This window comes from Methylobacillus rhizosphaerae, from assembly GCF_900187985.1.
Classification (GTDB): domain Bacteria; phylum Pseudomonadota; class Gammaproteobacteria; order Burkholderiales; family Methylophilaceae; genus Methylobacillus; species Methylobacillus rhizosphaerae.
Genome location: NZ_FZOA01000002.1, coordinates 150788 through 174666 on the forward strand (window position 1 = coordinate 150788; position 23879 = coordinate 174666).

General features: G+C 52.5%; 24 protein-coding genes. All 24 read left to right on the forward strand.

What is annotated here, in order from left to right; translation table 11 throughout:
* Positions 1-420 precede the first annotated feature (420 nt).
* The 24 genes from CHB59_RS02895 to CHB59_RS03010 all read left to right on the forward strand — a co-directional run bounded on the left by CHB59_RS02895 (position 421) and on the right by CHB59_RS03010 (position 23868).
* Positions 421-1599, forward strand: coding sequence for an aspartate aminotransferase family protein (locus CHB59_RS02895; protein ID WP_089374737.1), 1179 nt, complete (start codon positions 421-423; stop codon positions 1597-1599).
* Positions 1600-1618: 19 nt separating this feature from the next.
* Positions 1619-2539 (forward strand): ornithine carbamoyltransferase, encoded by a 921-nt coding sequence (argF, locus tag CHB59_RS02900; RefSeq protein ID WP_089374738.1) that lies wholly within the window; start codon positions 1619-1621, stop codon positions 2537-2539.
* A gap of 38 nt (positions 2540-2577) precedes the next feature.
* Positions 2578-3798: an argininosuccinate synthase gene (locus CHB59_RS02905; RefSeq protein ID WP_089374739.1), complete on the forward strand. Its 1221-nt coding sequence runs from the start codon at positions 2578-2580 to the stop codon at positions 3796-3798.
* A 19-nt stretch (positions 3799-3817) separates the two neighbouring features.
* Positions 3818-4129 (forward strand): pyrimidine/purine nucleoside phosphorylase, encoded by a 312-nt coding sequence (gene ppnP / locus CHB59_RS02910; RefSeq protein WP_089374740.1) that lies wholly within the window; start codon positions 3818-3820, stop codon positions 4127-4129.
* Between the two features lie 119 nt (positions 4130-4248).
* Positions 4249-4743 carry a YajQ family cyclic di-GMP-binding protein gene (locus CHB59_RS02915; RefSeq protein WP_089374741.1) on the forward strand — a complete coding sequence of 165 codons (495 nt, stop codon included), beginning with the start codon at positions 4249-4251 and terminating at the stop codon, positions 4741-4743.
* Between the two features lie 60 nt (positions 4744-4803).
* Positions 4804-6210, forward strand: coding sequence for a 3-isopropylmalate dehydratase large subunit (leuC, locus tag CHB59_RS02920; RefSeq protein WP_089374742.1), 1407 nt, complete (start codon positions 4804-4806; stop codon positions 6208-6210).
* Positions 6211-6263: 53 nt separating this feature from the next.
* Entirely contained in the window at positions 6264-6350 is an 87-nt protein-coding gene (locus CHB59_RS02925; RefSeq protein ID WP_425435861.1) for an entericidin A/B family lipoprotein, read from the forward strand.
* A gap of 10 nt (positions 6351-6360) precedes the next feature.
* On the forward strand, positions 6361-6999 hold the full coding sequence (gene leuD / locus CHB59_RS02930) for a 3-isopropylmalate dehydratase small subunit (RefSeq protein ID WP_089374744.1): 639 nt from the start codon (positions 6361-6363) through the stop codon (positions 6997-6999).
* A gap of 80 nt (positions 7000-7079) precedes the next feature.
* Positions 7080-8135, forward strand: a complete 1056-nt coding sequence (gene leuB / locus CHB59_RS02935) for a 3-isopropylmalate dehydrogenase (RefSeq protein ID WP_089374745.1) — start codon at positions 7080-7082, stop codon at positions 8133-8135.
* A gap of 56 nt (positions 8136-8191) precedes the next feature.
* A complete protein-coding gene (gene asd / locus CHB59_RS02940; RefSeq protein WP_089374746.1) occupies positions 8192-9304 on the forward strand; it encodes an aspartate-semialdehyde dehydrogenase in 1113 nt (370 codons plus the stop codon).
* A 158-nt stretch (positions 9305-9462) separates the two neighbouring features.
* Entirely contained in the window at positions 9463-11574 is a 2112-nt protein-coding gene (locus CHB59_RS02945; RefSeq protein ID WP_179212052.1) for a motility hub landmark protein FimV, read from the forward strand.
* A 271-nt stretch (positions 11575-11845) separates the two neighbouring features.
* Positions 11846-13102 carry an acyl-CoA dehydrogenase family protein gene (locus CHB59_RS02950; RefSeq protein ID WP_089374748.1) on the forward strand — a complete coding sequence of 419 codons (1257 nt, stop codon included), beginning with the start codon at positions 11846-11848 and terminating at the stop codon, positions 13100-13102.
* A 175-nt stretch (positions 13103-13277) separates the two neighbouring features.
* Positions 13278-14063: a tRNA pseudouridine(38-40) synthase TruA gene (gene truA, locus CHB59_RS02955; protein WP_089374893.1), complete on the forward strand. Its 786-nt coding sequence runs from the start codon at positions 13278-13280 to the stop codon at positions 14061-14063.
* Positions 14064-14147: 84 nt separating this feature from the next.
* Positions 14148-14771 carry a phosphoribosylanthranilate isomerase gene (locus CHB59_RS02960; RefSeq protein ID WP_089374749.1) on the forward strand — a complete coding sequence of 208 codons (624 nt, stop codon included), beginning with the start codon at positions 14148-14150 and terminating at the stop codon, positions 14769-14771.
* Positions 14758-15960: a tryptophan synthase subunit beta gene (gene trpB, locus CHB59_RS02965; RefSeq protein WP_089374750.1), complete on the forward strand. Its 1203-nt coding sequence runs from the start codon at positions 14758-14760 to the stop codon at positions 15958-15960. Before CHB59_RS02960 ends, trpB begins: the two co-directional genes overlap by 14 nt.
* A gap of 15 nt (positions 15961-15975) precedes the next feature.
* Complete coding sequence (trpA, locus tag CHB59_RS02970) at positions 15976-16773, forward strand: tryptophan synthase subunit alpha (RefSeq protein WP_089374751.1); 798 nt, start codon at positions 15976-15978, stop codon at positions 16771-16773.
* Between the two features lie 99 nt (positions 16774-16872).
* Entirely contained in the window at positions 16873-17742 is an 870-nt protein-coding gene (accD, locus tag CHB59_RS02975; protein WP_089374752.1) for an acetyl-CoA carboxylase, carboxyltransferase subunit beta, read from the forward strand.
* A gap of 18 nt (positions 17743-17760) precedes the next feature.
* Positions 17761-19062, forward strand: coding sequence for a bifunctional tetrahydrofolate synthase/dihydrofolate synthase (gene folC, locus CHB59_RS02980; protein WP_089374753.1), 1302 nt, complete (start codon positions 17761-17763; stop codon positions 19060-19062).
* Positions 19063-19088: 26 nt separating this feature from the next.
* Positions 19089-19763 (forward strand): SPOR domain-containing protein, encoded by a 675-nt coding sequence (locus tag CHB59_RS02985; protein ID WP_089374754.1) that lies wholly within the window; start codon positions 19089-19091, stop codon positions 19761-19763.
* A gap of 1 nt (position 19764) precedes the next feature.
* On the forward strand, positions 19765-20256 hold the full coding sequence (locus CHB59_RS02990) for a CvpA family protein (protein ID WP_089374755.1): 492 nt from the start codon (positions 19765-19767) through the stop codon (positions 20254-20256).
* A 61-nt stretch (positions 20257-20317) separates the two neighbouring features.
* Entirely contained in the window at positions 20318-21853 is a 1536-nt protein-coding gene (gene purF, locus CHB59_RS02995) for an amidophosphoribosyltransferase (RefSeq protein ID WP_089374756.1), read from the forward strand.
* A gap of 202 nt (positions 21854-22055) precedes the next feature.
* Positions 22056-23234, forward strand: a complete 1179-nt coding sequence (locus CHB59_RS03000; RefSeq protein ID WP_089374757.1) for an O-succinylhomoserine sulfhydrylase — start codon at positions 22056-22058, stop codon at positions 23232-23234.
* Between the two features lie 67 nt (positions 23235-23301).
* Positions 23302-23592, forward strand: a complete 291-nt coding sequence (locus tag CHB59_RS03005) for a sll1863 family stress response protein (RefSeq protein ID WP_089374758.1) — start codon at positions 23302-23304, stop codon at positions 23590-23592.
* A 54-nt stretch (positions 23593-23646) separates the two neighbouring features.
* On the forward strand, positions 23647-23868 hold the full coding sequence (locus CHB59_RS03010) for a hypothetical protein (RefSeq protein WP_089374759.1): 222 nt from the start codon (positions 23647-23649) through the stop codon (positions 23866-23868).
* Positions 23869-23879: the final 11 nt, after the last annotated feature.

Sequence of the window (23879 nt, forward strand, 5' to 3'; positions counted from 1 at the left end):
AACACTAAAATTCAAGCCAACATTGGATTTTGCCCTAAAGTCATTTTTTTTAAAACCTGTTGTGATAGCTTGAGGAGTAATCCGGCAGATTTACTACCTATAAAATGAATTGGATTCTTGCTTAAAATCAGGAATTGCGCTACTCTCGAGGCCTTGATGTGCAAGGGTTTTTCGTGACTTGAAATTGTCACGGGCTTGTCAAGATATGCCAAGCGAGAGCCCGGAATGAAAAGGGATGACTTCAGTGAAGACCGTGATGCGACAAGTAACAACCGGATTAGCCGTGACAGCAGTAGTTCGACTGCTGAAAAAGCGTGCGCGCGTTCGTTGAAATCGCCGGAATGTACTGTTGACGGCGGCTGGTGCCGCCGTTTTTGTTTCCAAGCTTTAAAACTGACCTAACTTTGAGGCACTTACTCAATGTCCGAACATTTAATGAATACCTATGCCCGCCAGCCGGTTACCTTTGCCAAGGGAGAGGGTGCATGGCTCTGGGATACCGAAGGTAAGCGCTACCTTGATGCACTTGCCGGTATTGCCGTCAACGGGCTGGGGCATGCACATCCTGCTCTGGTGGCTGCCATCAGTGAGCAGGCTGGGCGCCTGATCCATGTTTCCAATGCCTACGGGATTGCTGAGCAAGCCCGCCTGGCAGACAAGTTGTGCGAAATTTCCGGAATGGACAAGGTGTTTGTCTGTAATTCCGGCTGTGAAGCCAACGAAGCTGCCATCAAACTGGCACGCCTGTATGGGCATAACAAGGGAGTGGAAAACCCCGCTATTATTGTCATGGAGCGCGCGTTTCATGGTCGTACCCTGGCGACGCTTTCTGCAACAGGGAATCGCAAGGCCCAAGCCGGTTTTGAACCGCTGGTCAGCGGGTTTATCCGTGTTCCATTTGATGACTTGGATGCTGTGCGGCAGGTGGCGGCCAGCAATCCTAACGTGGTCGCTATCCTGCTTGAGCCTATCCAGGGCGAGGGTGGTATTAATATGCCTCAGGATAGCAAGGCTTATTTCCAGGGCCTGCGCGATATCTGTGACGAACACGGCTGGTTGTTGATGCTGGATGAAGTGCAAAGCGGTATTGCGCGTACCGGTACCTGGTTTGCTTTCCAGCACACTGATGTCATGCCGGATGTCATGAGTCTGGCCAAGGGCCTGGGTTCAGGTGTGCCTATTGGCGCCTGCCTGGCACGTGGTGCTGCGGCTGAGGTATTTACCTACGGCAAGCACGGCTCGACGTTTGGCGGCAATCCACTGGCATCCGCAGCCGGGCTGGCGACACTCAATATCATCGAGCAGGAAGGTTTGCTTGCACATTCTGAAAAGCTGGGTAACTGGCTACGCGATGCTTTTGCCGAGCAGTTAAAGGATGTGACAGGGGTCGTGACAGTGCGCAATGCCGGTTTGATGCTGGGCATAGAGCTTGATCGCCCTTGCGGCGAACTGGTCGGGCAGGCGCTGCAGGCAGGTTTGCTGATCAATGTCACGGCAGACAAGGTGGTGCGTTTGTTACCGCCACTGATCATGAGCGAGCAGGAAGCGGAACAGCTGGTTGCTATCCTGACACCGTTAATCAAGAGGTTCCTGGCGTAACCCGCCCGGATAAAATGCTATGGCAATTAAACATTTCTTGCAGTTGAATGATCTTACCGGAGACGAACTGGCGCATATTTTCGAGCGCACCCGCTGGATCAAGGAGCAATTCAAGGCATATCAACAGTACTGGCCATTGAGTGACCGCACATTGGTCATGATTTTTGAGAAGGCCAGCACGCGCACCCGTCTTTCTTTTGAGGCCGGCATGCAGCAACTGGGTGGCTCTGCGATCTATCTGAATACGCGGGATTCGCAACTTGGGCGAGGTGAACCAGTGGAGGATGCTGCCCAGGTGATTTCCCGCATGAGCGATATTGTCATGATCCGTACCTTCGAGCAGGAGATCATCGAGCGTTTTGCGGCAAATTCACGCGTGCCGGTGATCAATGGCTTGACCAATGAATATCACCCTTGCCAGATTCTTGCTGATATTTATACGTTTATTGAGCATCGTGGCTCCATCAAGGGTAAAACCGTGGCCTGGATCGGTGATTCCAATAATGTGTGCAACACCTGGCTACAGGCAGCTGAAGTATTTGATTTCAATGTGCATGTCTCCACTCCGCCGGGGTACGAGGTCGAACCTGAGCGCGCAAACCTGTACGGCACCGATCATTACGAGGAGTTCGAGGACCCTATGGAGGCCGCACGTGGTGCGGATCTCGTGACGACGGATGTATGGACATCCATGGGCTTTGAAGCTGAAAACGAAGAGCGTCGCCGCGACTTCCAGGATTGGCAGGTGGATGCGGACATGATGCGGATTGCGGGCAAAGACTCCCTGTTCATGCATTGCCTGCCCGCACATCGTGGTGAAGAAGTATCGGCCGAGGTGATCGATGGCCCGCAATCCGTCGTATGGGATGAAGCCGAGAACAGGTTGCATACGCAGAAGGCGTTGATGGAATATTTGTTGTTGGGCAAGGTGCAGGCTTAACCTGTCAAACTGGATTTAATCGAGAAAGAAATAGTGACATGAGTGATGTGAAGAAAGTCGTACTGGCTTATTCCGGCGGACTGGATACTTCCGTGATCCTGAAATGGCTGCAGGACGTATACCAATGCGAAGTGGTGACGTTTACTGCGGATATCGGGCAGGGTGAGGAGCTGGAGCCTGCGCGTGAAAAGGCCAAGAAGTTTGGCGTCAAGGAAATCTATATCGACGATCTGCGCGAAGAGTTTGTGCGTGATTTCGTCTTCCCGATGTTCCGCGCCAATACAGTATATGAAGGTGAATACCTGCTTGGCACCTCGATTGCCCGTCCGTTGATTGCCAAGCGCTTGATCGAGATTGCCAATGAAACCAATGCGGATGCGATTTCGCATGGCGCCACAGGTAAGGGTAATGACCAGGTGCGTTTTGAACTGGGGGCTTATGCACTCAATTCGAATATCAAGATCATTGCGCCATGGCGTGAGTGGGACCTGCTGAGCCGGGAAAAACTGCTGGCCTACGCCGAGAAGAACGGTATTCCTGTCGAGATGAAGCACAAGCAGGGTGGAAGTCCGTACAGTATGGATGCCAACCTGTTGCATATTTCCTACGAAGGCCGTCACCTGGAAAACCCGGCGGCAGAAGCCGAAGAAGACATGTGGCGCTGGACAGTATCTCCTGAGCGTGCACCGGACGAAGCGGAATACCTGGAGATTGAATATCGCCATGGAGACCCCATTTCATTAAATGGGAAGACATTGAAGCCACATGAAATTCTTGCTGAATTGAACCGGCTGGGTGGCAAACATGGCATCGGTCGTCTTGATCTGGTGGAAAACCGCTATGTCGGCATGAAGTCCCGCGGTTGTTATGAAACACCGGGTGGCACGATCCTGCTCAAGGCACACCGTGCGATTGAATCCATCACCCTGGACCGTGAAGTGGCGCATTTGAAAGATGACTTGATGCCGCGTTATGCCAGTATGATTTACAACGGCTACTGGTGGAGTCCGGAGCGCGTGACCTTGCAGACGTTGATTGACCAGACTCAACAGACCGTCAATGGCTGGGTCAGGCTCAAACTGTACAAGGGTAATGTGATCGTGACAGGCCGTGATTCCAAGACTGATTCATTGTTTGACCCGACCATTGCAACGTTTGAGGATGATGCGGGTGCGTATGATCATCGGGATGCAGGTGGTTTCATCAAGCTGAACGCCTTGCGGATGCGGATTGCAGCCAATTTGCGTAACAAGAAATAAAACACGGAGGAAGAACATCATGGCACAGTTTGATAATGTAAGCGTCAAGAAAAAGGCAAACGTATATTTTGATGGCAAGTGTGTGAGCCATACCGTGATGTTCCAGAATGGCACACGGGCCACTGTCGGCGTGATTTTTCCCGGTATCTTGACTTTCAATACCGGTTCTCCTGAGTTGATGGAAATCAATAGCGGGGTCTGTAAGGTGCGCCTGAGTGGCGAGACCGAATGGAAAACTTATGCTGCAGGTGAAAAGTTCACTGTGCCTGGCAACTCCAGCTTCGATATTGAGGTGGTGGAAACCCTGGATTACGTTTGTCACTTTGAATAATGACCGCTGCGCTTAGTGTCACGTCATCTGGATGGCATGGCATTAAGCAAGTGGTACTGGCCTACCAGGATAGCTCCGTTTGGCAGGACAGGAACTGGTTTTGATGAGGATGGATAAAAATGCCTTCATTTGATATTTCTTCTGAAGTGGACATGGTGTCTTTGAAAAATGCCATTGATGTGGCGGGCCGTACCATAGGCAACCGCTATGATTTCAAGGGTACCAGCGCGGGTGTGGAGCTGAACGAGAAGGATCAGCTGATCACCCTGAGTGGAGATTCTGATTTCCAGCTGGACCAGATCAAGGCCATTCTGCTGCCAGCCATGGAGAAGAAAGAGGCTGACAGTTCCAAGCGGCTGGATCACCAGGATGTGCAGAAGGTGTCTGGCAACAAGGTCAAGCAGGTCCTGAAAATCAAGGCAGGCATTGATGCGGAACTAGCCAAGAAGATCGTCAAGCTGCTCAAGGATAGCGGCCTCAAGGTGCAGGCCAGCATCCAGGGTGACGAGGTGCGTGTGACCGGCGCCAAGCGTGATGTGCTGCAGGATGCCATCGCCCAGGTCAGGAAATCGATTACGGATTTTCCGTTGCAGTTTGGTAATTTTCGCGATTAAACCGTCACTGGTGTATTTAATGCCAGGATAGTTAAGCAATATTTGTTTCAGAAAGATCGTATGTCAGCAAAAACGCTTTACGACAAATTATTCGATTCTCACGTGGTGCGCGAAGAAAATGGCACTGCGCTGATTTATATCGATCGTCACCTGGTACATGAGGTGACCAGTCCACAAGCATTCGAAGGCTTGAAAATCGCTGGCCGCAAATTGTGGCGCATCAGCTCTGTGCTGGCTGTGCCTGATCATAACGTACCAACGACCGACCGTAGTCAGGGGATTGCCGATCCGATATCACGTCTGCAGGTGGAAACACTGGACCAGAATTGCAGCGATTTTGGCGTGACAGAGTTCAAGATGGGTGATGATCGCCAGGGTATTGTGCATGTCATGGGGCCTGAGCAGGGTGCAACTCTGCCTGGCATGACCGTGGTCTGTGGTGATTCCCATACCAGCACTCACGGCGCATTTGGTGCATTGGCGCATGGCATTGGCACTTCCGAAGTCGAGCATGTCATGGCGACTCAATGTCTGGTGCAGAAAAAATCCAAGGCCATGCAAGTGCGGGTGGAAGGCAAACTCGGACTTGGCGTGACGGCCAAGGATATTGCACTGGCCATTATCGGCCGGATCGGTACGGCTGGTGGTACCGGGTATGCCATCGAATTTGCTGGCTCCGCAATCCGTGGTTTGAGCATGGAAGGGCGCATGACGCTCTGCAACATGGCGATTGAGGCTGGTGCGCGGGCTGGCATGGTGGCTGTCGACGATACGACTATCGATTATGTCAAGGGCCGTCCTTATGCTCCCCGGGCTGATCAGTGGGAAGCCGCCATTGCTTACTGGCGTACCCTGCATAGTGATGAAGGGGCACATTTTGATGCCGTGGTTGAACTCAAGGCCGAGGAAATCGAGCCTCAGGTCACCTGGGGTACCTCACCGGAAATGGTGACTGCCGTCAATGGTCGGGTACCTGACCCTGCGCAGGAGAATGATCCTACCAAGCGTGGAGGCATAGAGCGTGCCCTGCAGTACATGGGCTTAACAGCCAATACTCCAATTGATCAGATCAATATCGACAAGGTATTCATTGGTTCTTGCACCAATTCCCGGATTGAAGACCTGCGGGCAGCTGCTGCTGTGGCCAAGGGCAAGCATGTGGCCCCGAATGTGAAGCTGGCCATGGTGGTGCCAGGCTCCGGCCTGGTCAAGGCACAGGCGGAGCAGGAAGGCCTGGACAAGATATTCAAGGAAGCTGGTTTCGAATGGCGCGAGCCCGGATGTTCAATGTGCCTGGCAATGAATGCTGACAGGTTGGAGCCAGGTGAGCGTTGTGCTTCCACCTCCAATCGTAATTTTGAAGGCCGTCAGGGGCCAGGCGGGCGTACTCACCTGGTCAGTCCGGAAATGGCAGCAGCAGCAGCGGTAACAGGACATTTTGTTGATGTGCGTCAACTGTTGAATTAAAGGAACAGGATATGACGCGAATCACGATGTTGTTATTGTTTGCGCTGAGTGCAATGACGCTCGCTGCCTGCAACACCATTCATGGTGTAGGCAAGGATATAGAGCAGGCTGGCGAGGCCATTCAGAAATCAACCCAATAATGGAATAGTCATGGAAGCATTTACCCAATTGAACGGTTTGGCAGTGCCATTGGATAGAGCCAATGTCGATACTGATGCCATTATCCCCAAGCAGTTCCTGAAATCCATCAAGCGTGCGGGTTTTGGCCCCAATGCCTTTGATGAGTGGCGTTATCTCGATCATGGCGAGCCTGGCATGGACAATAGCCAGCGTCCGCTGAACCCGGATTTCCCTCTCAATCAGCCGCGCTATCAAGGGGCCAGCGTGCTGTTGGCGCGTGAGAATTTCGGTTGTGGCTCCAGCCGTGAGCATGCGCCGTGGGCGTTGCTGGATTATGGCTTTCGCGCCATTATTGCGCCAAGTTTTGCAGATATTTTCTTCAATAACTGTTTCAAGAATGGCATTCTGCCCATCATTCTGTCCGCAGAAAATGTGGATACGCTGTTTCGTGAAGTGGAAGCGACCGAAGGTTACAAACTGTTGGTCGACCTGACTTCACAGACGATTACGACGCCACAAGGTGCTGTCTATGCCTTTGAGGTGGATGCTTTCCGCAAGCACTGTTTGCTGAACGGCCTGGATGATATCGGGCTGACCTTGCAGCATGTCAACGAGATTAAGGCATTTGAGGCCAACCGCAAGGCCAGCCAGCCCTGGTTGTTCAATTAAGTAATATCGGGGCCGCTGCGCTTGAGCAGTTTCAGGGTAGTGGCCTGCATCAATATTTAGATAATGATTTGGGAATGTGTATGAAGATTGCAGTTTTGCCGGGTGATGGTATTGGTCCTGAAATTGTGGCGCAAGCCGTCAAGGTGCTGAAAGCGCTTGATCTTGATCTTGAGTTGAACGAAGCGCCAATTGGTGGTGCTGGCTATGAAGCCGCTGGCGATCCTCTGCCTGCTGAAACCCTCAAGCTTGCCAAGGAAGCTGATGCCGTATTGCTGGGTGCAGTGGGGGACTGGAAATATGACAGTCTGCCGCGTGACCAGCGTCCGGAGCGCGGTCTGTTGCGTATCCGCAAAGAACTGAACCTGTTTGCCAACCTGCGTCCGGCACTGCTGTATCCCGAGCTTGCCTCGGCATCCACTCTGAAACCGGAAGTTGTTGCCGGGCTGGATATCATGATTGTGCGCGAGTTGACCGGGGATATCTATTTCGGTCAGCCGCGTGGTATTTCCACGCTGGAAAATGGTGAGCGTGAAGGCATCAATACCATGCGCTACAACGAATCTGAAATCCGTCGTATTGCGCATGTGGCATTCAGCATTGCCATGAAGCGTAACAAGAAAGTCTGTTCCGTGGACAAGGCCAACGTGCTGGAAACCACTGAACTCTGGCGCCAGGTCATGATCGAAGTTGCCAAGGAGTATCCTGAAGTCGAGCTTAGCCATATGTATGTGGACAATGCAGCCATGCAGCTGATTCGCGCGCCCAAGCAGTTTGACGTCATGGTGACCGGTAATATTTTTGGTGACATTCTCTCGGACGAGGCTTCCATGCTGACTGGCTCCATCGGTATGTTGCCCTCGGCTTCGCTGGACCAGAACAACAAGGGTATGTATGAGCCCAGCCATGGTTCCGCTCCTGATATCGCCGGCAAGGATATTGCCAACCCATTGGCAACTATTCTCTCCGCTGCCATGCTACTGCGTTACACCTTCAATGATGAGGCCAATGCCAGCCGTGTGGAAAACGCCGTGAAAAAGGCCTTGGAACAAGGCTATCGCACTGCCGATATCTGGACCGAAGGCACGAACAAGGTCAAGTGCAGTGAAATGGGTGATGCGGTTGTAGCAGCGCTATAATCAAGGTTTCAGGTAAATCATAGGCTCGTAGAGAGCTGTCTAATCAGGAAGATATGATGTTAAACGTGGGTTTTGTCGGCTGGCGTGGCATGGTGGGTTCCGTGCTCATGCAGCGCATGATTGCAGAGGATGATTTCAATGATATCGAGCCGATATTCTTTACCACTTCGCAAGCTGGCGGTACTGGGCCTGCAATTGGTCGTGATACTCCTCCGCTCAAGGATGCCAGGAATCTTGCTGAACTCATGGCCATGGATATCATCGTTTCCTGCCAGGGCGGGGATTACACCAGCGACATATTCCCCAAGTTGCGTGCTGAAGGTTGGGAAGGTCATTGGATTGATGCAGCTTCCACATTGCGTATGGAACAAGATGCCGTCATTGTGCTCGATCCGGTGAATCTGGGCGTGATCAGGAAAGCATTGTCTGCTGGTGGTCGTAACTGGATAGGCGGTAACTGTACCGTGTCCTTGATGTTAATGGCCTTGAATGGCCTGTTCAAGGCTGATCTGGTTGAGTGGGCGACTTCCATGACTTATCAGGCAGCATCCGGCGCCGGCGCACAGAATATGCGCGAGCTCATCAAGCAGATGGGTGTGGTGCATGCTGGCGTGGCTACAGAGTTGCAGGATCCGGCATCAGCAATCCTGGATATTGACCGCAAAGTGGCAGACACTTTGCGCAGCGCGGAATATCCTGTTGATAATTTTGGCGTGCCGCTGGCAGGCAGCCTGATTCCATGGATAGACAAGGATCTGGGCAACGGCCAGAGCAAGGAAGAGTGGAAAGGGCGGGCGGAAACCAACAAGATACTGGGGCGTGAGTCTAACCCAGTACCTATTGATGGTTTGTGTGTGCGCATCGGTGCCATGCGCTGTCACTCCCAGGCGTTGACCATTAAGCTCAAGAAAAATGTCCCCCTGGATGAAATCAACAGTATGCTGGCAGAAGCCAATGAGTGGTCTATAGTGGTGCCGAACGAGCGTGCTGCTACCATCCGCGATCTGAGCCCTGCAGCTGTGACTGGTACTTTACAGACTCCGGTAGGCCGTTTGCGCAAAATGAGCATGGGTGATGATTATCTTTCTGCGTTCACTGTCGGTGATCAGTTATTGTGGGGGGCGGCAGAACCCTTGCGTCGGATGCTGCGTATTCTGATAGAGGAATAGTGCGGGCAGGAGGCAGGTGCTAGACGCCCCTGCACCCCTGCTAAATTGACCGCTTCTCTAGTCCTGTCCTAGATGGTGCAGGGGAGGGATCAACTTGTAACCATATCTGATTGATGTTAATTTAAAGAATGCAATTAAAGGCGATCAAGGGTGGAGTAGTGCATAAATCCAGACTCAAGGAAGTCACGCTGGCAGTTCTGCTGGCATTGGTGCCAGTAGCTTCGGATGCCACAGGTTTGGGGCGATTGACAGTATTGTCCGGCCTGGGAGAAAAATTCTCTGCAGAGGTCGAGCTGTTGTCTACGACGCCGGGTGAGCTGAGCTCACTGCAGGCAGGTATTGCTTCGCAAGAGACCTATCAGACACAGGGGATGGCGAGGTCTGCATCCCTGGACGCAATCAGGCTCAACAGTGCCCAACGTCAAGATGGGACACCCATTCTCACACTCAGTTCTACGCAGGCCGTCAACGATTCATTCCTGAATTTGCTGATCCAGATGAATGGTGCATCGGGCAAGATACTGCGTGAGTATACGGTGCTGCTCGATCCTCCAGGATCGAAGGAGCAGCTGCATGTGTATACAGGAGTGCAGTTGCCGCTCAACGCCGCTACCATGGTTGCACCATCTGCAGGTGATGGTAATGGCGCAATGCCGCGCCAGTTGTCCAGCGCCCGCGCACCTTCCGCATCAGCTCAAGATGGTGAGGGAGCAACATATACGACATCGCCGGGCGATACGCTCACAGCGATTGCCCGTCAGCACCTGATCCAGGGTATCAGCCTTGACCAGATGCTGGTCAGCCTGTATCACGCCAATGAGCAGGCTTTTATCAACAAAAACATGAATCTCCTGAAGGTTGGTGAGATTCTGCGTGTACCAGGTGCGAATGAAGCGCAGCAAGTGACTGCAAGCGAAGCCTCACAGGAGATTCGTGTGCAGACTGCGGACTGGAATGCCTATCGTGGGCAACTGGCTGAGCTGGTAGCAGACTCTGTGCCTTCCACTGAGGGAGGGGTGCAGCAATCAGCATCAGGGCACATTTCCTCAGCAGCTACTGATCAGTCGGAGCAGCCTGAGAGCGGGCCCAGGGATATCGTCAAGCTTTCGGGCAACAATGCTGAAAATGACTCCGCACAGGCACAGCTGAATGCGATGCAGGAAGAGCTGACTGCCAAGGACAAAAGCCTGAACGAGGCAACTGAGCGCACTGCCATGCTGGAAAAGCAGATTGCCGATATGCAGCAGTTGCTGGCAATCAAGAATGAGGCATTGGCAAACTTGCAGAATGCTGAAAAAGCTACTGTATCACCTGAACTTGGCGTTAAGGACGAAACCCAGCCAGAGAATATTGATGTGCAGGACACGGAGGAACCAGCTGCAGTGGATAATGCAGTAGCGCAACCCTTGTCCCAGCAGCTGCAGCAGAAAGTGCAACAGCTTGCTGCCAAATCCTCTGAGTTGGTGCATGAAGTTGTTGGAAGGAAATCACTGCTGTGGGCATTGATTGCTGCATTGGTTATTTTCCTGCTGGGTGGTTGGTGGTATGCGCGTGGCCAACGCAAACGCGAGGTAGACAGTTTTGAACGCAGCATCTGGACGGCACGAGAGGACCAGGTCACCCCATTGCCTGATGAACGTGTAGGCACTGTTTCCAAGACACATGCCTCGACAGACAGTGTGGCGCCTGCGGACAAGACATCTGACGTGCTGTCGGCTGCGGCGGGCGTGACGGCGGCAGGTGCAGTCATGGCTGGGGATAATGTCGAGTTTTCCGACAATACGGATGCCCGTGATGAAAAAGAGCTGGATCTTCCGGAACCCCCATCTGCCAGCAGCCTGCAGATTGATATCGCTGAACTTGGCGCAGCAACAGTGGATTCCGAAGCTGCAGAGCTTGCGGGTTCCGGCCATTTAGATTTGCGCAATATCGATCTGGGGGAAGTGCGTCCGCTATCTGCCATAGATGAAACAGCAGATATGACCCTACCTGAATATGACCTTGATATTGAACATGAAAAACCTGCTGCCCCTGATATCAATCTGTCTGGTATCAGCCTGAATGTGGCTGGCGGACAGGAATCTGCGGCAGCAGCAGATAGTAATCTCGTGAGAGAGTCTGCAGCGGTGGATACTAAACTGGATCTTGTCACTGCTTATATGGATATGGGCGATAACGACGGTGCGCGTGAATTACTGGAGCAGGTGATCAATGAAGGTGGCACGCGCCAGAAACAGAAGGCGCAGGCAATACTGGATAAATTGAGCTGATCACTGCATGACAAGGAAGCCGGGCAATGCCCGGCTTTTTTATGGGTTTGTGTTGGTAAGCGTTGATCGTGAAGATCAGCGCTTTTTTTATTTCATGCTCTTGCACTTGCTCTGGCCAGCATTGCCTCCAGATCAGCAGAAGATCAGCAGTTGTGGTGTGATTCTGCAGTTTCTTGAATAGGGTGTAGTTATTAAGTGTTTGAATTTTATGTATAAATAATTGGCATGATTTTGGCATATAGGCTGGGATAGTAATGAAAAGGATATCAAGATGACTCGTTTACATGACCTGCCACATGCGGCCTACAGTGTTGACTACCAGACTCTGGCCAATAAATATCGTCCGGTTTTTGACAAAATTGCAGAAGGAGCATTGAGCCGGGAAAAAAACCGGATTCTGCCTTTTGAGCAAATCCAGTGGTTGAAGGAAGCAGGTTTTAGTGCTGTGCGTATTCCGGTTGAACATGGCGGGGATGGTGCATCAATTCCGCAACTTTTCCAGTTGCTGATTGAACTGTCCAGGGCAGACTCCAATATTACCCAAGCCCTGCGAGGACATTTCGCTTTTGTAGAGGACAGGTTGAATGCACAACGTGATGCTGACCAGGGTCATTGGTTTCAGCGATTTGTTGCCGGTGAGATTGTTGGCAATGCCTGGACGGAAATCGGCCAGGTCAAGATTGGTGACGTGATTACCAAGCTCAGCCAGCAGGATGGTCAATGGCGGGTGAATGGCAAGAAGTATTACACTACGGGCAGTATTTTTGCTGATTGGTTTGATTTGTTTGCCCAGGTCGAGGAAACCGGTGAATTGGTGATCGCTGCTACGCGTACCCGGCAGACGGGCGTGGATATTGCCGATGACTGGGATGGTTTCGGCCAACGTACTACAGGCAGTGGCACGGCGACGCTGGTCAATGCGCAAGTCGAGGCGGAAAATATCATTCCATTTGATACACGTTTCAAATACCAGACTGCATTTTATCAACTGGTGTTACTGGCCGTATTGACCGGCACTGCGCAGGCTGCCGTTTCCGAGTTTAGTCAGCAGGTGCGTCAGCGTACCCGGGTTTTCAGCCATGGCAATGGCGACCGTGTTGACCAGGATGTGCAGGTATTGCAGGTGATAGGTAAGGCTTCGGCACAGGCCTATGCAGCCGAGGCGGTCACTTTGCAGGCAGCTCATGCTGCACAGCAGGCCTACCAGTTACATTTTGACCGCGATGAGGATGCAGAGAAGCAGGCTAACATCCTGGCTGAAATTGAATCGGCACAAGGGCAGGTCGTGGTGGCAGACCTGGTATTGCAATTGACCAGCAACTTGTTCAATGCCCTAAGCGCATCTGCCACCAGTGAAGAAAAGCGCCTGGATCGTTTCTGGCGTAATGCCCGCACTGCAGCATCACATAATCCACTGATCTATAAAGAAAAGAGTATTGGTGATTGGGAGGTGAATGGCAAAGAGCCAATTTATGTTTGGCAAATTGGCGGCGGCAGCAAGGAAGCAGGCGGAAAAACATCGCCATGACAATGTTGGGTCTGTATTAGGCAGTGGTATTTTGCACGAGCTCGGGAACCAGAAAGTGATCTGTCTCCCGGGCTTGATTCATTCTGTGCCCGGGTTTTCTGTACAGAGGCAGCATGTTGGCAGGCAAGCAGGGGTAAAATAGCGCAATTCATAATAATTGCGCGTGGCTGACGACATGAGAGTGGCATTGGGCCTTGAGTATGATGGTGCCGGATTCTGTGGCTGGCAGAGCCAGCCCAACGGATTGGCGGTGCAGGATACCCTGGAAAGGGCATTGGCAGACATGGCAGGGCATCCTGTGCGGGTTGCGGCAGCAGGCCGCACAGATACTGGTGTGCATGCCTTATGCCAGGTTGTGCATTTTGACACGACAACAGCTCGGCCACAGAGTGCATGGGTACGTGGCGTGAATACAAAGCTGCCTAGCACTGTGCGGGTGTTGTGGGCGCAGGAGGTGGATGAGCGTTTTCATGCCCGATTTGATGCATTTCAGCGCAGCTATCAATACTGGCTTGTCAATCAGCCGGTGGCTTCTGCCGTGATGGCCGGCAAGGTAGGCTGGTTCCATCAGCCACTTGACCTGGACAGCATGCAGGAGGCGATTGATTATCTACGCGGGCAGCATGATTTCAGCGCATTCCGTGCTGCCGAGTGCCAGGCAAGAACACCGGTCAAGACCATGCATCGTGCCACAGTGCGTGCCATCGGCAGCAGTTTTGTCTTTGAATTCTGTGCCAATGCCTTTCTTCACCACCAGGTGCGTAATATGGTGGGGGCATTGGTGTATATCGGTAAAGGGAAATATCCTCCACAGTTCATGCCGGAGCTGTTGGCGCAGCGCGACCGCACGCTTTCACCTCCTACTTTTGCGCCGGATGGCCTGTATCTTGCCGGAGTTAGCTATGATGCCCACTGGGGGCTGCCGGATACAGAACGTGCATTGCAATTTGGTATTGGCTGACGTGTATTCCGCTTCAGGATTTTTATGACAGGGGGCCGGCTTTGAGGTACCCTAGCGCCTTTCAATCATGGACTGATAAAAAGCGTGAGAACGCGTGTCAAAATCTGTGGTATCACCCGCGAAGAGGATGCTCAAGCAGCAGTGCGATATGGCTCTGATGCTATCGGACTGGTATTTTATCCATCCAGCCCGCGTTATGTTGCAGCAGCTCCGGCAGCCAGGATTGCGGCGGCATTGCCGCCATTCGTGAGTAGTGTCGGCTTGTTTGTTGATGCGACTCCTGGCGAAGTCGAGGCGATATTGGCACAGGTCCATCTGGATATATTGCAGTTTCATGGAAGCGAAACTGCCGAAGAGTGCAGGCGCTATGGTATGCCATATATGAAGGCAGTACGCGTCCGGCACGACACAAATTTGCTACAATACGCAGCTCAGTATCATGATGCCCGGGCATTATTGCTGGATGCCTATCTGCCGGGGATGGCAGGGGGCACCGGCATCGTGTTTGACTGGGGACTGATCCCGGAGCAATTTCCCCTGCCCATCGTGCTGGCGGGAGGATTGAACCCCGATAATGTGGCCGATGCCATCCGCCAGGTGCATCCATATGCAGTGGATGTCAGTGGAGGTGTCGAGCAGGCCAAAGGAATCAAGGATGCGGCCAAGGTGGCCGCATTCATGCAAGGAGTACAGAATGCAGCTTTATGATATGCCGGACGCGCAAGGCCATTTTGGCCCTTATGGCGGCATTTTTGTTGCCGAAACGTTGATTGAAGCACTGGAAGAGTTGCGCGTCATGTATGAGCGCTATCGGCATGATCCAGAATTTCTGGCTGAGTTTGCCTATGACCTCAAGCATTTTGTTGGCCGTCCAAGCCCGATTTATTATGCTGAGCGATTAACGCAGAAAGTTGGCGGCGCAAAGATTTATCTCAAGCGCGAAGACCTCAACCATACGGGCGCGCACAAGGTCAATAACACGATCGGCCAGGCCCTGCTTGCCAAGCGCATGGGCAAGCCGCGCGTGATTGCCGAAACCGGCGCAGGACAACATGGCGTGGCAACTGCAACCATTGCTGCCCGCCTGGGGCTGGAATGTGTGGTCTACATGGGGGCTGAGGACGTCAAGCGCCAGGCTCCCAATGTATTCCGCATGAAGTTGCTGGGTGCTACCGTCATTCCGGTTGAAAGCGGCTCCAAGACCTTGAAGGATGCGCTCAATGAAGCCATGCGCGACTGGGTCACGAATATTTCCAATACTTTCTACATCATTGGTACTGTCGCTGGACCGCACCCTTATCCAATGATGGTGCGTGATTTTCAGGCGGTCATCGGGATTGAGGCCAAGGAACAGATGCAGGAAATGACCGGGCGCCAGCCGGATGCCGTCATCGCCTGTGTTGGTGGTGGATCCAATGCCATGGGGATTTTCCATCCATATATTGATGTTGACGGTGTGCGCCTCATCGGCGTTGAAGCTGCCGGGCACGGGATCGAGACCGGCAGGCATGCTGCGCCATTGACTGCCAACAGCCCAGCAGGGGTCTTGCATGGCAATCGTACCTATCTCATGCAGGATGAAAATGGCCAGATCATTGAAACACATTCTGTGTCTGCAGGCCTGGATTATCCAGGCGTTGGTCCTGAGCATGCGTGGCTCAAGGATATCAAGCGTGCTGAGTATGTCGCGGTGACGGATGATGAGGCAATGGAAGCTTTCCATACCTTGTGTCGTACCGAAGGCATTATCCCGGCACTGGAATCCAGCCATGCAGTGGCATATGCCATGAAGCTGGCAGCGACCATGTCACCGGACCAGGTGCTGCTGGTCAACCTGTCCGGGCGCGGCGACAAGGATATCAACACTGTAGCCAGCCTGGCTGGCATTACCCTGTAACTCTGGTTTCTACACATGTCACGTATTCAAGCAACTTTCGCGGCGCTGAAGTCGCAAGGCAAGAAGGCTCTGATTCCCTACATTACCGCTGGGGATCCTCATCCAAAACACACCGTGGCGCTGATGCATGCGATGGTACAGTCTGGTGCCAACATCATTGAGCTTGGCGTGCCGTTTTCAGATCCCATGGCGGATGGGCCCGTGATTCAGCGGGCAACGGAGCGTGCGCTGGTGCACAAGGTCGGTTTGCGGGATGTGCTGGACATGGTGCGTGAGTTCCGCCGTACTGATGCCAATACGCCAGTGGTGCTCATGGGATATGCCAACCCGGTAGAAGCCATGGGGCAGGCCAATTTCGCCAGGCAGGCACATGAAGCCGGCGTGGATGGGGTACTGACTGTGGATTATCCGCCGGAAGAGTGCCAGGAGTTTGTGGAGTTGCTGCAGGCTGAGCAGCTGGCCCCGATTTTCCTGCTATCGCCAACATCGGATAAAAACCGGGTCGAGAAGATTGTGCGCCAGGCAGCCGGATTCGTGTATTACGTATCGCTCAAGGGTGTCACTGGATCGCAGAATCTGGATATTGCCGAGGTTGGTGCCAAGGTGCAGGCCATCCGTGGACAAACAGACCTGCCGATTGGTGTCGGTTTCGGGGTGCGCGATGCGGCGACTGCGAAAGCCGTGGCCAATGTGGCGGATGCGGTAGTGATCGGCAGCCGCATGATCCAGGAAATTGAACATTCCAGCGCAGACAATCTGCTGGATAATGTGGCGCAATTGACCACATCGTTGCGTGCGGCAATTGATGCATAATATGTAAGTATTGATGAAGGTCGCTGACCTTCATTTTTCATGAAATGATGTATGTCCAGCCTGTAGCTGGCAGCTTCGTTTTCTAAAAAAGGATGAACCATGAGCTGGTTGCAAAAACTTCTGCCTCCAAAGATTAATCGCCCATCAGGCAATAGCCGCAAGACAGTTCCCGAAGGACTGTGGAGCAAATGTCCTTCGTGCGAGGCTGTGTTGTACCGTACTGACCTGGAAAGCAATGCGGAAGTCTGTCCGAAGTGTTCCTACCATAACCGTATTTCAGCGCGTGCACGCCTGGACTTCCTGCTGGATGCAGAAGGGCGTTCTGAACTTGGGGCAGAGGTTCAACCGGTTGATCCCTTGAAGTTCAAGGATAGCAAGCGTTATGTGGATCGCCTGAAGAGTACACAGTCCGACATGGAAGAAACGGATTCTCTGATCGTGATGCAGGGTAGCATCAAGACCATAGGCGTGGTGGCTGCGGCATTTGAGTTCAAGTTCATGGGCGGTTCGATGGGTTCTGTTGTGGGTGAGCGTTTTGCACGTGGTGTGCAGGCTGCCATTGATAACCGTACTCCTTTCATTTGTGTATCGGCCAGCGGTGGTGCGCGTATGCAGGAAGGCTTGTTTTCCTTGATGCAGATGGCCAAAACCAGTGCAGCCTTGACTCAGCTCAGCAAGGCCGGTTTGCCTTATATCTCGGTACTGACAGACCCGACCATGGGAGGAGTTTCTGCCAGTTTTGCCATGCTGGGTGACGTGATTGTGGCTGAACCACAGGCATTGATAGGTTTTGCCGGACCTCGCGTGATTGAGCAGACGGTGCGTGAAACCCTGCCGGAAGGCTTCCAGCGTTCCGAGTTCCTGTTGGAACATGGCGCAATTGACATGATTGTGGATAGACGTGAAATGCGCGACAAGCTTGCCACGCTGATGACAAGCTTCATGCGCCTACCTGCCAGTGCCGCATAAACAATTGTTCAATACTCTGTGACATCATCTCTTCCAGTAACTCGTGATCTTGCGGGTTGGCTTGCCTATATAGAGGCATTGCATCCAGCTGCCATTGAAATGGGGCTGGATCGCGTTGAGTCTGTACGGCAGCGCCTGCACCTCAATCCCTCATTTCCTGTCATTATTGTGGCTGGCACCAACGGCAAGGGTTCCACATGTGCCGTGCTGGAAAGTATTTATCAGTCTGCGGACTATAAAACCGGGTGCTATACCTCACCACATTTTGTCCGCTATAACGAGCGTGTGCGCATAGCGGGTACTGAAGTCGAGGATGCCATGCTGGTCCGCGCGTTTGAAGCCGTGGAACAAGCGCGAGGCGATATTGTCTTGACCTATTTTGAGTTTGGCACACTCGCGGCAGTCTGGCAGATGATAGAAGCTGGAGTGGACGTCGGCATACTGGAGGTGGGGTTGGGCGGCCGTCTGGATGCTGTCAATGTATTTACGCCCGTATGCAGTATTGTGACAAGTATAGACCTTGATCACATGGATTTTCTGGGCAATGACAGGGAATGCATCGGGCGGGAGAAAGCAGGCGTATTCCGTACCGGGGTGCCCGCGATTTGCGGTGATGATCATCCTCCTGCATCCCTGCAACAGCATGCTGTTGAAATCGGGGCGGATTTCCGGCGTATCGGGCATGAGTTCGGCTTCAGCGAGCAGCCCGGCGGATGGCGTTATGAATCCGCCAGCGTGACATATGACCTGCCTTTGCCAGCGCTGGCTGGTGATTTCCAACTGAATAATGCTGCTGGCGTGATTAACGCGGTGGATGCTTTACGCCATATATTGCCCGTCACACTGGAGCATATGCAGCAAGGCTTGCAGCAAGTCACGCTCAATGGACGTTTCCAGCATTGTGGGCAGCACCCGCAAATTATTCTGGATGTGGCGCACAACCCGCATGCAGCGCTTGCACTTGCCTCCAACCTGGAAAGTCACCCGGTTCCGGGGCGCACGCTGGCAGTGTTCTCCATGCTGGCTGACAAGGATATTGCAGGTGTCTTGCAAGCCACTACCTCATATATTGATGCATGGTATGTTGCCAGCGTGGAACATGTGCGAGGTGCCAGTGTGGCGCAATTGCTGGAATTTCTTGCATCACAATTGATATCCAACCCGGTTTATACACATGAAAGTGTCAGGGATGCATACCATCATGCCTGTATCGATGCGGGCGAAAATGATAGAATTATCGTCTTTGGTTCATTCTTTACCGTCGCCGATATTATGCGTGAGCTTGCATTCCCTCGGCCGGAAAAGCATGTACAACACTGATTCAAACAAGAATAGTAGGATTTTTGATGGCATCCGACCAATCGAATGATCAGGAACTTCAGTTCAAGAAACGTGCGCGCAGGCGCCTTGTGGGTGCGGTCGCACTGGTATTGTTGATGGTGACCATCCTGCCTATGGTGCTGGATGATCGCAGCAGTAAAACACTTCCGCAGGACATCGCAATTCATATCCCAAGCCAGGATGGTCCTGAGTTTTCATCGAAAATCGAGCCATCCACTGAGCCCTCCGAAGAGATTGTTTCCGAGCCGGTGCTGAATATCTCCGAACCGCAGGACGATGATCAGGATGATGAGGCGCCAGCACCGCGGCAGGAAGCCGCAAAGCCTGTCGTACCTCAGCCAGTCAAGAAGGAAACGCCTAAGCCAGAGGTCAAGCCGGTGGCGCCCAAGATGGAAGCTGCCAAGCCAGCACCCGTCAAGGAAAAGCCAGCAGCGCAACCTGTTGCAGCTGGGAGCTTTATTGTGCAAGTCGGCGTTTTTTCTGACCAAATTGCCGTCAAGGGATTGCAGGATAAATTATCGGACCAGGGGTTAAAGTCCTATACTGAAAATGTGGCCACGGCCAACGGTAACAAGACACGGCTGCGTGTCGGGCCGTTCGGCAGCCGCGATGCCGCAGATAAAGCACTGGGCAAGGTCAAGGCAGCAGGCCTTCCCGGAATGGTCATGAGCAATAAATAACATGACAGGTTTTGATTATGCAGTGCTGGTTATTATAGGTATTTCGGTACTGCTCAGCATGATGCGCGGATTTGTGCGCGAAGTGCTGGCACTGGTAAGCTGGGTAGTCGCGTTTATTGTTGCCAAGCTTTATACCTTGGAAGTCGCTGCCATGTTGCCGGATTCCATCCCCAATGAGGAACTCAAGTTCCTGGCAGCCTTTTTAATTTTGTTTTTGTCCTCATTATTGGTATGTAGCCTCCTGGCCATTGCCATTGCGCAGATATTCAAAAGCGTAGGCTTGGGAAGCCTGGATCGTGCGTTAGGCGGTTTGTTCGGCTTTGCCCGGGGGATGCTGGTGGTGTTGACGCTAGTCCTGCTGGGCGGTCTGACGACTTTCCCCCAGGATCCGCGCTGGCAGAATGCAATGTTCAGCGCCCCATTGGAAGCCGTCGTGGCTAACATCCTGCCCTGGTTTCCGCAGGACATTGCAAAACATATTAAATACGACTAGATTGAAGCTGATGGCTTGTTTCTGGTTGATTTCGAATCATTGTTCTTAAGGCATATAGTTTATGTGTGGAATTATCGGTGTAGTCGGTAAAAACCCTGTCAACCAGCTACTTTATGATGGCCTGCTGGTCTTGCAGCATCGAGGCCAGGATGCTGCGGGGATCGTTACCTGTGATGGCAATACCTTTTTCATGCATAAGAATAATGGCCTGGTGCAGGACGTTTTCCAGACCCGGCATATGCGTAGCTTGATCGGCAATGCGGGCATTGCGCACGTGCGTTATCCAACTGCAGGTTCTTCATCTGCTGCTGAAGCCCAGCCTTTTTATGTCAATTCGCCTTTCGGCATTGTATTGGGGCATAACGGCAACCTGACCAACTCCGCGCAACTCAAGCAGGAAATGTTCCGCCAGGATTTACGCCATATCAATACCAATTCAGATTCAGAAGTCCTGCTGAACGTGTTGGCACATGAAATCGAAACCTCATCCCACAGTGCGGTATTGACTGCTGACATGGTGTTTGAGGCCGTGGCTGCAGTACACAAGCGCTGCCGTGGTGCTTATGCCGTAGTGGCCATGATTGCGAATTTTGGCTTGCTGGCTTTCCGTGATCCGAATGGCATTCGCCCCTTGGTGATAGGGAAGAATGAGACCGAGCAGGGCACTGAATATATCGTGGCCTCTGAAAGCGTGGCGCTGGATGTCCTGGGCTTTACGCTGGTACGGGATGTTGAGCCGGGAGAGGCAGTTTTTATTGACATGGAAGGCAACTTTTTCTCCAGGCAATGTGCTGAAGCTCCCAAGCTCGCACCGTGCATTTTTGAGTATGTTTACCTGGCGCGCCCTGACTCCGTAATCGACAATGTATCGGTATACCAGACACGCCTGCATATGGGGGAAAGTCTGGCTGACAAGATTGCACGCGAATGGAAGGATCTCAAGATCGATGTGGTAATTCCGATTCCTGACACCAGCCGTCCCAGCGCATTGGAACTGGCCAATAAACTGAAACTGACTTATCGGGAAGGTTTCATCAAGAATCGCTATATCGGTCGTACTTTCATTATGCCTGGGCAGGCATTGCGCAAAAAATCCGTGCGCCAGAAGCTCAACCCCATCGGCATGGAATTTCAGGGCAAGAATGTACTGCTGGTGGATGACTCGATCGTGCGCGGCACTACTTCCAAACAAATTGTCCAGATGGCGCGTGATGCAGGTGCAAGCAAAGTGTTCTTTGCTTCGGCTGCGCCTCCTGTGCGCTTCCCGAATGTGTATGGGATTGATATGCCCTCACGTGACGAGTTGCTTGCAACAGGACGTACGGACCAGGAAATCTGTGCTGAAATCGGGGCTGATGCACTGATTTACCAGGACCTGGACGCCTTGATTACCTCTGTGCAGAAAAGTAATCCCGGAATAGAAGTCTTTGATTGTTCTTGTTTTGATGGTAATTACATTACCGGGGATATTGATGAGGAGTACCTGAACCGCACAGAATCTGCCCGTGGAGATGGTGCGCAACAAGCACGGCCGGCCAATTCCATTACGCAGCTGGATCTGAACCTGGTTGCATCACGGGAAGAGGAGCTGGTGTAACTTGACGTTGATATCCAGACAGGATTAGTATTGATTCATGCGCCGATTTGAGGAGATGTAGCACTCAGCTTGCGGGCGCAATATAAATGCTGCTAAAGCGAGTTATTACAAGCCCGTTTTAGCCATGAAGTGCTACAACGGGCTTTTTTATGCCCGGGTGATTGATTATTGAACCCGATGATGGGTGGAAAGGTGGAAAAGTATGAGTCAGCATGAGTGGCATGCCGAAACCCTGAGTGTACGTGCAGGTAGTGAGCAAACGGAGTTCGGCGAGAATTCCGAGGCCATGTTCCTGACTTCCAGTTTCGTGTTTGAAAGTGCAGCACACGCTGCCGCACGTTTTGGAGGCAAAGAGCCGGGTAACATCTACTCCCGTTTTACCAACCCTACGGTCACCATGTTCCAGAACAAACTGGCTGCTCTTGAAGGGGCTGAATTCTGCGTGGCGACATCATCCGGCATGTCTGCCATTCTGGCATGCGTCATGGGCTTGTGTTCCGCAGGGGACCATGTAGTAGCCTCGCGCAGCCTTTTTGGCACCTCGGTACAACTGTTCAGCAACATCCTTAAACGCTGGGGGCTGGAAACGACATTTGTTTCCTTGTCTGATGCGGATGCCTGGAAATCAGCAGTGCAGCCGAATACCAAACTGTTTTTTGTGGAAACCCCTTCCAATCCATTGACTGAAGTGGCTGATATTGCCTCATTGGCAGAGATTGCCCATCAGGCAGGCGCGTTGCTGGTTGTGGACAATTGTTTCTGCACGCCTGCTATACAAAAACCCCTGGCGCTCGGTGCCGATGTGGTGGTGCATTCCGCTACCAAGTACATTGATGGGCAGGGGCGTTGCCTGGGCGGAGCAGTGCTGGGACGCAAGGATGTGCTGGAGCCGGTATACGGATTCCTGCGCACGGCAGGCCCGACCATGAGCGCTTTCAATGCATGGGTGTTCCTGAAGGGGCTGGAAACTCTGCATGTTCGCATGGAAGCACATGCGCGAAATGCATTGGCGTTGGCGCAGTGGTTGGAGCAGCAGCCCAGAGTTGAGCGTGTATATTACCCCGGTTTGCCCTCACATCCGCAACATGAACTTGCCTCGCGGCAGCAGAAAAGTGGTGGGGCAATCGTATCTTTCGATGTCAAGGGAGGACAGCCCGCAGCCTGGCATTTGATTGATTCAACCCGGATGATTTCCATTACGGCTAATCTTGGTGATGCCAAGAGTACGATTACGCATCCGGCCACCACTACGCATGGACGTGTCAGTGCAGAAGCCCGCGCTGCAGCTGGCGTAGGGGATGGACTGGTGCGCGTGGCGGTTGGCTTGGAGCACATCGAGGACCTGAAGGCAGATCTGGCATGGCTGGCTACTACAGATTGAGGTGGAACGGTATTCTTGCGGTATAGTACTCAATACAGAGATTTTTAACTGATCAAGGAGTGAAAGTATGAGTCTGAAAGATGAATATGTAGAAAAGCTCAAGGCACAACTGGATGAGTGGAGTGCTGATATTGATGTACTGGATGCCAAAGTGCGCAAGACTGATGCCGAGCTGCGCATCAAATATGATGAGCAGGTGTCTGCGCTGAAGCTCAAGCGCGAGGAAGCCAAGGTGAAGCTGGCTGAAGTTCAGTCCTCTGCCGGGGAGGCCTGGAAGGAACTCAGGAAAGGTAGTGATGAGGCCTGGGAGTCTATCAAGAGTGCAATTGCCGAGGCACGCAAGAAATTTAATGAGTAGTGTAATCGACTACAATACGCAATTTTCTGAATAACAGGCGAGGAGGGCACATTAATGAAAACATCGATTGTCGTTGGGGTGCTACTGGTTATCCTGGGGGCTGCAGCCCTGGTTTACAAGGGATTTAGCTTCACGCAGGAAGAAACTGTAGTACAGCTTGGCTCATTGAAAGCGACTGCTGAAGTTGAAAAGGATGTCGTGATTCCAGATGTGCTGGGAATTGCTGCGATTGTGGCCGGTATAGCCTTGGTGGCGCTCGGGGCCCGTAAAAAATAAGCGGGTGTAGT

Bases quoted from the DNA above. Each gene is read 5' to 3' on its own strand.
- CHB59_RS02895 (WP_089374737.1), top strand. From the start codon at position 421: ATGTCCGAACATTTAATGAATACCTATGCCCGCCAGCCGGTTACCTTT.
- asd (WP_089374746.1), top strand. From the start codon at position 8,192: ATGTTAAACGTGGGTTTTGTCGGCTGGCGTGGCATGGTGGGTTCCGTG.
- accD (WP_089374752.1), top strand. From the start codon at position 16,873: ATGAGCTGGTTGCAAAAACTTCTGCCTCCAAAGATTAATCGCCCATCA.
- CHB59_RS02905 (WP_089374739.1), top strand. From the start codon at position 2,578: ATGAGTGATGTGAAGAAAGTCGTACTGGCTTATTCCGGCGGACTGGAT.
- leuC (WP_089374742.1), top strand. From the start codon at position 4,804: ATGTCAGCAAAAACGCTTTACGACAAATTATTCGATTCTCACGTGGTG.
- CHB59_RS02950 (WP_089374748.1), top strand. From the start codon at position 11,846: ATGACTCGTTTACATGACCTGCCACATGCGGCCTACAGTGTTGACTAC.
- CHB59_RS02915 (WP_089374741.1), top strand. From the start codon at position 4,249: ATGCCTTCATTTGATATTTCTTCTGAAGTGGACATGGTGTCTTTGAAA.
- CHB59_RS03005 (WP_089374758.1), top strand. From the start codon at position 23,302: ATGAGTCTGAAAGATGAATATGTAGAAAAGCTCAAGGCACAACTGGAT.
- CHB59_RS03000 (WP_089374757.1), top strand. From the start codon at position 22,056: ATGAGTCAGCATGAGTGGCATGCCGAAACCCTGAGTGTACGTGCAGGT.
- trpA (WP_089374751.1), top strand. From the start codon at position 15,976: ATGTCACGTATTCAAGCAACTTTCGCGGCGCTGAAGTCGCAAGGCAAG.
- ppnP (WP_089374740.1), top strand. From the start codon at position 3,818: ATGGCACAGTTTGATAATGTAAGCGTCAAGAAAAAGGCAAACGTATAT.
- truA (WP_089374893.1), top strand. From the start codon at position 13,278: ATGAGAGTGGCATTGGGCCTTGAGTATGATGGTGCCGGATTCTGTGGC.
- trpB (WP_089374750.1), top strand. From the start codon at position 14,758: ATGCAGCTTTATGATATGCCGGACGCGCAAGGCCATTTTGGCCCTTAT.
- CHB59_RS02925 (WP_425435861.1), top strand. From the start codon at position 6,264: ATGACGCTCGCTGCCTGCAACACCATTCATGGTGTAGGCAAGGATATA.
- CHB59_RS03010 (WP_089374759.1), top strand. From the start codon at position 23,647: ATGAAAACATCGATTGTCGTTGGGGTGCTACTGGTTATCCTGGGGGCT.
- leuD (WP_089374744.1), top strand. From the start codon at position 6,361: ATGGAAGCATTTACCCAATTGAACGGTTTGGCAGTGCCATTGGATAGA.
- CHB59_RS02990 (WP_089374755.1), top strand. From the start codon at position 19,765: ATGACAGGTTTTGATTATGCAGTGCTGGTTATTATAGGTATTTCGGTA.
- purF (WP_089374756.1), top strand. From the start codon at position 20,318: ATGTGTGGAATTATCGGTGTAGTCGGTAAAAACCCTGTCAACCAGCTA.
- leuB (WP_089374745.1), top strand. From the start codon at position 7,080: ATGAAGATTGCAGTTTTGCCGGGTGATGGTATTGGTCCTGAAATTGTG.
- argF (WP_089374738.1), top strand. From the start codon at position 1,619: ATGGCAATTAAACATTTCTTGCAGTTGAATGATCTTACCGGAGACGAA.
- CHB59_RS02985 (WP_089374754.1), top strand. From the start codon at position 19,089: ATGGCATCCGACCAATCGAATGATCAGGAACTTCAGTTCAAGAAACGT.